The 9,048-nt window shown below is 41.4% G+C and carries 9 protein-coding genes; 3 read left to right on the forward strand and 6 right to left on the reverse strand.

Features of this window, described 5'->3' with window-relative positions; translation table 11 throughout:
* Positions 1-771: 771 nt before the first annotated feature.
* Positions 772-1,143, forward strand: a complete 372-nt coding sequence (locus HWQ44_RS14150; protein ID WP_292719525.1) for a DUF2237 domain-containing protein — start codon at positions 772-774, stop codon at positions 1,141-1,143.
* A 224-nt stretch (positions 1,144-1,367) separates the two neighbouring features.
* On the opposite strand, the gene HWQ44_RS14155 is transcribed toward HWQ44_RS14150, so the two are convergent.
* From HWQ44_RS14155 to HWQ44_RS14180, 6 genes are all read right to left on the reverse strand, one after another.
* Positions 1,368-3,587, reverse strand: a complete 2,220-nt coding sequence (locus HWQ44_RS14155; protein WP_292719526.1) for a response regulator — start codon at positions 3,585-3,587, stop codon at positions 1,368-1,370.
* Between the two features lie 4 nt (positions 3,588-3,591).
* Positions 3,592-4,164, reverse strand: a complete 573-nt coding sequence (locus HWQ44_RS14160; RefSeq protein ID WP_292719527.1) for a chemotaxis protein CheB — start codon at positions 4,162-4,164, stop codon at positions 3,592-3,594.
* Between the two features lie 64 nt (positions 4,165-4,228).
* Complete coding sequence (locus tag HWQ44_RS14165; RefSeq protein ID WP_292719528.1) at positions 4,229-5,092, reverse strand: metal ABC transporter permease; 864 nt, start codon at positions 5,090-5,092, stop codon at positions 4,229-4,231.
* 24 nt (positions 5,093-5,116) lie between these two features.
* A complete protein-coding gene (locus HWQ44_RS14170; protein ID WP_292719529.1) occupies positions 5,117-5,896 on the reverse strand; it encodes a metal ABC transporter ATP-binding protein in 780 nt (259 codons plus the stop codon).
* Positions 5,897-6,046: 150 nt separating this feature from the next.
* Positions 6,047-7,048, reverse strand: a complete 1,002-nt coding sequence (locus tag HWQ44_RS14175) for a metal ABC transporter substrate-binding protein (RefSeq protein WP_292719530.1) — start codon at positions 7,046-7,048, stop codon at positions 6,047-6,049.
* A 670-nt stretch (positions 7,049-7,718) separates the two neighbouring features.
* Positions 7,719-7,859 (reverse strand): hypothetical protein, encoded by a 141-nt coding sequence (locus tag HWQ44_RS14180; RefSeq protein WP_190240952.1) that lies wholly within the window; start codon positions 7,857-7,859, stop codon positions 7,719-7,721.
* On the opposite strand from HWQ44_RS14180, the gene HWQ44_RS14185 reads away from it, so the two are divergent.
* Positions 7,841-8,341 (forward strand): DUF2231 domain-containing protein, encoded by a 501-nt coding sequence (locus HWQ44_RS14185; protein WP_292719533.1) that lies wholly within the window; start codon positions 7,841-7,843, stop codon positions 8,339-8,341. The genes HWQ44_RS14180 and HWQ44_RS14185 overlap by 19 nt on opposite strands.
* Positions 8,338-8,955 carry a DUF2231 domain-containing protein gene (locus HWQ44_RS14190; protein WP_292719534.1) on the forward strand — a complete coding sequence of 206 codons (618 nt, stop codon included), beginning with the start codon at positions 8,338-8,340 and terminating at the stop codon, positions 8,953-8,955. Before HWQ44_RS14185 ends, HWQ44_RS14190 begins: the two co-directional genes overlap by 4 nt.
* Positions 8,956-9,048 lie beyond the last annotated feature (93 nt).

Consider the following 9,048-nt stretch of genomic DNA (forward strand, 5'->3'; position numbering starts at 1 on the left):
CGATCCCATACGTTGGCGCTTTCGCGACGTTGTAAGGTTGTTGTCATTGTTTTATGATTGCGGTTATTTATGAATCAGGCGGTTTTGTTTTTGCCTGTGAAACTACTTTACACTGCTTTACATTTTTTAATCAACTTTTATTACTACAGTAAACCTGATACCAGTTATCAGGTTTGCTTATTTAAAAGCAAACAACGAGGCAGGAATACGCCGAAGTTATCTTTTGCATGACATAACATATATGGTTGTATGGCTCTTTAGAATCGGTGTCTGATTTATGTCTACGATTCTTCAACGGGAGTAACCCTCTATTCGCGCAGCCTTTCGTAGAAAAGGGAACAAGAAATTCTGATGTCGTAGGCTACAAGTATTATTTGCTTACTTATTTGGGAATAATAGCTTTGTATATTACCGCTATTCTAAAAAAATTAACCCTCAGCTTACTACTGGGGGCTTTTTTTGTTTGGCAAAATGGCATATCTGTAAATTAGAGGGTTGCTATGGTATTTGAGTAGGATACATTCCATGCGAAAAGTACTGACTTGCATTACCCCTGGTAGTTAGCCAGGGGTTTTATTTTTTATTTAAACTGAGAGCGATCGCTCTTAAATATTCTGCTGAGAAATTTATTTTTAACGATTTTGAGATAAGTAATTTGAGAATTTCCTGCTTTTGGGAATTAATTAGCGATCGCGACTTTAATTCAACCAGGGAATTGACAATAAATATAAGCTTATATCAAGTGGAAAAATCAAGTACAACGAATTAACGATGACAGACGCTAAAAATGTAATCGATGGAAACCTAGAGGTTTGCTGTACTTCTCCCATGACTGGGTTTCACCGCGACGGTTTTTGTCGTACAGGTGGTCAGGATTTCGGGTCACATGTCGTATGTGCCCAAGTGACATCAGAATTCCTGGAGTTCACTAAATCCCAGGGAAACGATCTCAGCACAGCTGTTCCTGATTTTAATTTTCCTGGATTGAAGCCTGGCGATCGCTGGTGTTTGTGTGCTTCTCGCTGGCAAGAAGCTCTCGAAGCTGGTGTTGCTCCACCCGTAATACTTTCAGCAACTCATGCTAGAGCTTTAGAAGTGGTTTCTTTAGACGAACTGAAAAAACATGCTCTAACTTCCTCTTGATCGGGCATTGGGCATTGGGCACTTGTACTGAGCGTACCCCTCCGGGGAAGTAAGCTACGCATAGCGTCTCGTAGAGAAACCGTTGGCGCAGCCTCTCGTAGAGAAGTATTGGGCATAAGAGGCAGAGGTCTAGGGGAACAGAGGGGAAAACTACTGTAACTTCTCCTCTGCTCCTCTGCTCCCCTGCTCCGCTGCTTTCTCCACTCCCCACTCCCCAGTCCCAATCAACTCACTGGAACTTCAATAGGCAGTTCTAATACATTAGCAACCGCAGCTATCATTTTATTGGGGTCAATTGGCTTAGATAAATGCTGCTGAAACCCTGCTGAAAGGGCTTTCAAGCGGTCTTCCTCTCGCGTGTATGCTGTTAAAGCGATCGCGGGGATGCGTCCGCCTTTTTCTGGTTCTAAAGAGCGGAGTTTCCGAATCAGTGTATAACCATCTTGTCCTGACATACCGATGTCGCTAATCAGGATATCTGGTTTTGCTTGTTCAAGTACTGCTAGCGCTTCATCAACGGAAGCTACGGCAGTAGCAAAAGCCCCATACTCCTCAAACATAAAACTGAGAAAGTTACGGGTATCTGCTTCATCATCTACAACTAGAACTCTTAATCCAGTAAGGGGGGTAGATGCTAAAGAAGAGGAAATTTTTCCTGTTGCTTCTCTATTTCCTCTATTGTCTTGTAGCAGTGGTAGTCTCACAGTAAAGGTTGCTCCTTGTCCACTACCTAAACTTTGAGCAAAGATTGTACCCTTGTGCAGTTCCACTAGATGACGGACGATCGCTAATCCTAGTCCTAATCCATTGTGCGATCGCGTTGTGGTACTGTCTGCTTGCCGAAAACGCTCAAATACTTTGGGTAAAAACTCGGAACTGATACCAATACCTGTATCGATAACTTGAATTTGGGCGTACTGAGATTTTGAATTTTGAGATTTTGCGGAAAGCTTAAGACTCGGCTCTCGACCATCAGAATTTTCCAAGACGGATTTTAGATTATTGCTTTCTTCAGTGTTTGAAGAATCTAAATTTTCACTATGAGATTCAAATCCAAAATTGTTCGACTGGGTTGTACTGAGGCTTGTGGAAGTAGCGCTCACACCAAAGTCTGAAATCGAAAATCCAAAATGCTTTGATAGCCTAACCTCTACCCTACCGCCTTTAGGGGTAAACTTTATTGCATTAGTTAGTAGGTTCCAGACAATTTGCTGTAGACGGGCTGGATCGCCATAGACTGACCCGATCGAAGTATCCAGCACAGTACTTAATTGAATATCTTTCGGTTCTGCTAGAGGACGAACTGCCTCTAATGCCGCCTCCATCACTGTGAGCAGATTTACCGCAGATACGTTTAACCGCAACTGACCACGGATAATCCGAGATACATCCAAGATATCCTCAATTAGTTGCATCTGAGATATGGCGTTGCGTTCGATCGCCTCCAAAGCGCGAGAAGTGGCTTTTTCGTCAAGTTTCTTGGCGCGGAGAATTTTTGACCAGCCAAGCATTGAGGTTAGAGGTGTACGGAGTTCGTGGGAGAGAACAGCCAGAAACTCATCTTTCATCCGATTTGCAGCTTCTGCTTCCTGTCTTGCTGTCTGTTCTCGAATCACTTGAGCGCGAACTTCTTCTGCTTGCTTGCGTTCAGTAATATCTTCAAGGGTGCCGACATAACCCAACAAGTCTCCTTGACTGGAAAGCATCGGTGATGAGCGAACTTGAACCCAACGGGCGCTACCGTGGGGAGCTTGAAAGCGAAATTCTTCTGAGTATTCGCGAGCTTCACAAATGTAAGCAGACCAACTAGCGATCGCTCGTTCTTTATCTTCTGGATGAACAGATTCCAGCCATCTCTTTTCTAAACTCTCTGCCGCTTTCAAGCCACAAATTACCTGATAGCGGGGATTAGTATATTTACAGTTACCTTCAGTATCAGTTTCAAAAATGCCAACGGGTGAGCAAGTACTTAGCGATCGGAATCGTTCTTCACTTTGTCTGAGTTCAGTATTCACAGCTACTAGCTGCGCTGTTTGTTGCTTGACGGCTTCTGTTTTCTTAAATAGTTCTACAAATACTGTGACTTTAGAAGTCAAGATATTAGGGTCTAGTGGTTTGAGCAGATAATCAACAGCACCCAAGGCATAACCTTTAAACAGCATTTGGTCGCTGGTGCTAAAGGCGGTGAGAAAGATAATTGGAGTGTGACGCGATCGCCCCCGATTACGAATTAAGGTAGCAGTTTCAAAGCCATCCATCCCAGGCATTTGCACATCCAACAAAATCACTGCAAAGTCTTGATGCAGCAGACACCTCAAAGCTTCTTCCCCGGAAGTAGCTCTCACGAGATTCTCCCCTAATTTTTCTAGTATTGCCTCTAGTGCCAGCAAATTTTCTAGTTTATCATCTACTAGGAGGATGTTGACTTTGGGTTCCATCTGCATCGGTTTATTTCTGTGATGATTGACAAAGCTTGACCATCTGGGAAGCAATGTTTGAGAGTGTCAAAATCCAGTCTACTGTAATAGCAGAAATTGCTGCCTCTGGCATAATGTCGCTCTCCGCTGTGGCAGGTTCTTGTACAATAGTAATTCCTCCCCGCACTTTTATTTTCTTAAGACCTTGCATACCATCTTGGTTTGCTCCTGTCAATATTACACCAATAACTTCCTCTGTGTAGACATCGGCTGCCGACTCAAACAGCACATCAATAGATGGTCTAGCATAAGAAACAGGCTCATCAGTCGAAAGCGCAAAGTGACCTGGTTCAACCAGTAAATGATAATCTGCTGGGGCTATGTAAACATATCCCGGTAGTATTTCGTCCTTGTCTTCCACTTCTCGAATTTTCAACAAAGTGGATTCTTGTAATAAATCCTGGAGTGTGTTGCTAGACTCTTTATGACGGTGTTGCACGATCGCGATCGGTACAGAGAAGTCTGCTGGTAAATTGCCCAGGATGATTTTCAATGCTGATAATCCGCCTAAAGAAGTACCAATTACCACAATTTTAAACGACACTTGTTTCGCCCTCACACCTGCGGAATGGGGGTTACGTAAATAGCAAAGGCTATTTCATACTGAATCAGTCAGTGTTTTCTTGCTTCTTTGCTCTTACCAATAACCCATGTTTAGGTGCAAAAATCATTGCTATGACAAACAACAAGGTTTGCAACACAACTATGCAACCCCCTGTTGCACCATCGATATGATAGCTGATGTAAGTCCCCATAACACTAGAAAATACACCCGATGCCATTGCAATTAGTATCATGTGGTCGAAACGGTCTGTTAATAAGTAAGCCGTTGCTCCCGGAGTAACCAACATAGCTACAACCAGAATTATTCCCACTGTCTGGAGTCCGGCGACAGCAGTTAGCGACAGTAATGATAGTAAAATATAGTGCAGTACCGCTGTATTCAAGCCAATGGAACGTGCATGAGTGGGGTCAAAACAAAATAATAGTAGGTCTTTGCGTAAAACAGCTATTGTTACTAAAGTAATTACGCTGATAATCACCGTTTGGATAATGTCTTCATTAGAAATACCTAAGACATTCCCAAACAAAATATGCGTCAAGTCAACGCTGCTTGGAGTTTTGGAAACTAATACCAAACCCAGAGCGAAAAATCCTGTAAATACAAGTCCGATGACAGTATCTTCTTTAATTCTCGTCTTCGCTTTGATATAACCGATCGCAATAACTGAACCTACTCCAAAGACAAAAGCGCCCACAGCAAAAGGGATATTTAAAACATAAGCAATTACAACCCCAGGCATTACCGCATGGGAAACAGCATCTCCCATTAATGCCCAACCTTTGAGGGTCATAAAACAAGATAAAACAGAACAGACCACCCCAACTAAGGCACTTACACAAATTGCCTTCACCATGAATTCATGCTGTAGGGGTGTGGTTAACCAGTCTAAGAATGCAAGAGTATTCATATTTTTAACAATATTAATTAGTGATTAATCAGATTCATTTTGATTTCTGCGGATTATCTGGCTTTTGCTGAGGGATAAATCTCCCAGAGAACCGCCAAAAGTGCGTGAGAGATTTTCTTCTGTGAAGACTTCTGATGTATCACCATAAGCTAAAATAGTCCGATTAATTAGTACTACTTGGTCACAGAAAGTAGTTATAGAAGCCAAATCATGAGTAGAAATCAAAATTGTATGACCTTCTTCTCGCAATTCCAGCAATAAGTCAATCATCGCTTTTTCTGTTTTGATATCTACCCCAGTGAAAGGTTCATCTAATAGCAAAACTGTTCCTTTTTGTGCTAAAGCACGGGCGAGAAAGGCACGTTTTTTCTGTCCGCCAGAGAGTTCTCCAATTTGGCGATCGCGCATTGACCACATTTGCACTCTTTCCAAACTCTCCCTCACCACTCTTTGATCGTTCGCCGACGGAATTCGTAGTATATTCATGTATCCGTAGCGTCCCATCATCACCACATCATGGACACTTACTGGAAAATTCCAGTCCACCTCTTCTGACTGTGGTACATAAGCAACCAAGCTTTTTTTCTGTACAGCTTTTATCGGTAAACCATTAATCAAAACCCGTCCTGTAACGGGCTTCAAAAAACCCATAATCGCCTTAAATAGGGTTGATTTACCGCTACCATTCATCCCCACTAAACCACTAATTGAACCTGCTTGAATTTGCAAAGAAGCGCCATGTAAAGCAACTTTGCCGTGGTAAGCAACTGTCAGATTTTCGACATCAATACTAGTAGATTTCACTAAAAATCACCTCTAAGATTAATCATTAATTTGTAATGAGCGGCTCCAGCCTTTTTTGCGAATACTTAAGGTTTTCTGGAGAACAAAACAGGACTTTAGTCCTTATTACAAGCTAATTTTAAATAATTAAATTTATTCTTGCATACTTGCTCACTTTTCCTCTAATCCCTGAGTTAGAGTATTAATATTAAGTTCTAGCAACTTGAGATAAGTTGGTGCTGGCCCATTCGCTGGAGAGAGGGAATCAACATAAAACACTCCACCAAACCTTGCTCCCGATTCTCTAGCTACCTGGCGTTGCGCTCCATCATTGACTGTACTTTCACAGAAAACTACAGGTATTTTATTTTTTTTAACTATATCAATGACTTTTTCTAGCTGTTTGGGAGTAGCTTGTTGTTCAGAGTTGACGGCCCAGAGATAAGCTTCTTTCAAGCCATAATCGCGGGTAACGTATGAGAACGCGCCTTCACAGCTTACCATGTAGCGCTTGTCTGCTGGAACTACCGACACGGCTTTTCGCAGTTTCTCATCAACATCCTTAATCTTTTGGCTGTATGCTTTGGCATTGGTGTTATAAGTCTCTGCATTCGCTGAGTCCAAATTAACCAATGCCTTGCGAATATTATCTACGTAAATTAAGGCATTTTGTGGTGACATCCAAGCATGGGGATTAGGTTTCCCTTTGTAGGCATCCTCTGTTATTTCAACAGGCTTAATTCCCTCACTTAGGGTAACGTGAGGTACATTAGGGACGCTATTATATAATTTCTGTGCCCAACGCTCTAAATTTAGACCATTATTCAAAATTAAGTCTGCTTTTTGTGCCCTCACCAAATCGCTAGGAGTTGGTTCGTAACCATGAATTTCCGCCCCTGGTTTGGTCAAAGATTCAACAATCGCCTTGTCTCCCGCTACGTTTTGCGCCATATCTGCGATGACTGTAAAGGTGGTAAGAACCACTTTTTTCCCTTTTTTATCTAGGTTGCTGGTGCTAGTTGTGCCTGGGTTTGGACTTAACTGTGGTTGAGAATTGGAGGTTGACGGGCTGCACCCACTCAAACACAGTTCCAATAGCAGCACAGACGCTACAACCAATTTTTGTCCGTGCTGCGGTAGTTGCATCTGAAAGTTATTGATATTAAATCTCATTATAGCAATTTCATAATCTTCTCACTTTTGTCTCACTTTAGCAGAAGTAAGTTAAAAATGAAAGAATTATGAAAATAATATCAGAGAAAAAAGCCAACCTGTTGCAATAAACTATATTTCTGAGTTCTGACTTAACCTTGATTTCTTACTTTTCTTTTTTTAAGGGGCTTTTTGAGTAGTTCAAATATTTTTGTTATTTGCATCACAAACCAATATTTTCTTATTGTGAAATACCTTACAGACAAATATTCTATTTCGAGTTTTTTATATTTAAAAAAATGCAAAAATAAATACATTGTGAAAATAGTTTTTTGTTTGTAGACTAACTTTTAAAAGTTTAATATTTATTGTTTTGACAATTCATAAAAATTTACTTAAGCTAAAGGATAGGTTAAGCAAATCAACAAACGACAGCGATTTGATTTAGCTACATCAAGAATTGCTGTTGCAGACTATTGGCATAAGGAAATGAATCAAAACAAAAATTATTCCATGTAGGCAATTTAACCAAATTTGGCTACAAAAAGCTAAGACATGATTAAGCGTATTGAACCGCGCAGATATTGAACAGAATCCGATCAATTATGGATGGATACTTGTGGTGATGTTAGTGAGTATCCATAAATTATTGAAGCTTGACTAGCGATTTTAGATTTTTGATTAGGGTCTTCTAGTTTATATCTCGTCTGGGACGGAATAAATCTAAAAGACGCTCGCTAAGACTGCGCGATCGCCAATCCAAAATCCAAAATTTATTGACCAAAGTGCGGTAGATATGTCCAGGAGAAGACGATGATTGAGTATTTGACATCCTTGAACGACCACAATTTGCCCTATCCAGATACGATTCATCCCATCGTTGTCCACTTCGTAATTGCGATGGTGTTGTTTTCCTTCTTCTGCGATGTAATTGGCTATTTTACTGGTAAATCCGGTCTTTTTGAGGTGAGTTGGTGGAATATGTTAGTTGCCACGATCGCCATCTTCGTCGCGATCATTTTTGGTCAGTTTGAAGCGGGATTAGCACAGCCTTACAGCCTAGCGAAATCGGTGCTGAATTTGCATACGCTAATTGGTTGGTCGCTTTCGGGAATTATCACAGCGATTACAGCTTGGCGCTATGTAATTCGTGCCCGCAATCCTAAAAAAATACCGATTTATTATTTGGGAGCGGGGCTAGTTTTAACCTTAATAGTTGGCTTACAAGTATATCTCGGCGATGAGCTTGTTTGGGTGTATGGATTGCATACCGTACCAGTTGTGGAAGCAGTAAAGGATGGTCTGTTGCGATGAACTCAGAATTAATTGACCAATTGACCGGCTCTCTAGGCGCAAACGGACTGCCTTACACAATTCCCATTCATCCCAACTTAGTCCATCTGACAATAGGTTTGTTCATCATTGCGATGACCTTTGATATTGTTGGTGTTCTGTTCCCCTTTGAAAAATGGGTCTTCAAATTTTTGGCAATTACTGTGGAACGTGACAACTTATTTGCTGTTGGCTGGTACAACATGTTAGCTGCCAGCATCATCACATTTTTCACAGTGGGAGCAGGCTTTTACGAAATGCTATTGGCAGCACCACCAGCTGATATGAAGAGTGCCTGGGGATTGCAGGCAATGGAAACTATGCTTTGGCATGGTGTGGGTGGTGTGTTCTTATTAGCGCTGATTGTTGGCATGACCATCTGGAGAGCATGGCAGCGCTTTGTTTGGGGCAAACAAGAATATAAACAGACAGATAGAGAAGTGCAATGGATCTATTTGTTCGCAGGCATAGCAATCATGTTCATTCTGTACATCCACGGCACACTAGGAGCGCAATTAGCCGCCGAATTTGGCGTACATAATACAGCAGATAATTTGCTGCGATCGCACCAAGACCTCAACACAATACTCAAATAGTCATTTGTCAATTGTCCTTTGTCATTTGTTTAAAGTTGCTAATGACCAATGACTAATGACCAATGACTAATGACCAATGACTAATGACCAATG

Source organism: Nostoc sp. JL34 (assembly GCF_017114945.1).
In the GTDB taxonomy this organism is placed as follows: Bacteria; Cyanobacteriota; Cyanobacteriia; order Cyanobacteriales; family Nostocaceae; genus Nostoc.

Bases quoted from the DNA above. Each gene is read 5' to 3' on its own strand.
- HWQ44_RS14180 (WP_190240952.1), bottom strand. From the start codon at position 7,859: ATGTCAAATACTCAATCATCGTCTTCTCCTGGACATATCTACCGCACT.
- HWQ44_RS14190 (WP_292719534.1), top strand. From the start codon at position 8,338: ATGAACTCAGAATTAATTGACCAATTGACCGGCTCTCTAGGCGCAAAC.
- HWQ44_RS14150 (WP_292719525.1), top strand. From the start codon at position 772: ATGACAGACGCTAAAAATGTAATCGATGGAAACCTAGAGGTTTGCTGT.
- HWQ44_RS14155 (WP_292719526.1), bottom strand. From the start codon at position 3,587: ATGCAGATGGAACCCAAAGTCAACATCCTCCTAGTAGATGATAAACTA.
- HWQ44_RS14165 (WP_292719528.1), bottom strand. From the start codon at position 5,092: ATGAATACTCTTGCATTCTTAGACTGGTTAACCACACCCCTACAGCAT.
- HWQ44_RS14185 (WP_292719533.1), top strand. From the start codon at position 7,841: ATGATTGAGTATTTGACATCCTTGAACGACCACAATTTGCCCTATCCA.
- HWQ44_RS14175 (WP_292719530.1), bottom strand. From the start codon at position 7,048: ATGAGATTTAATATCAATAACTTTCAGATGCAACTACCGCAGCACGGA.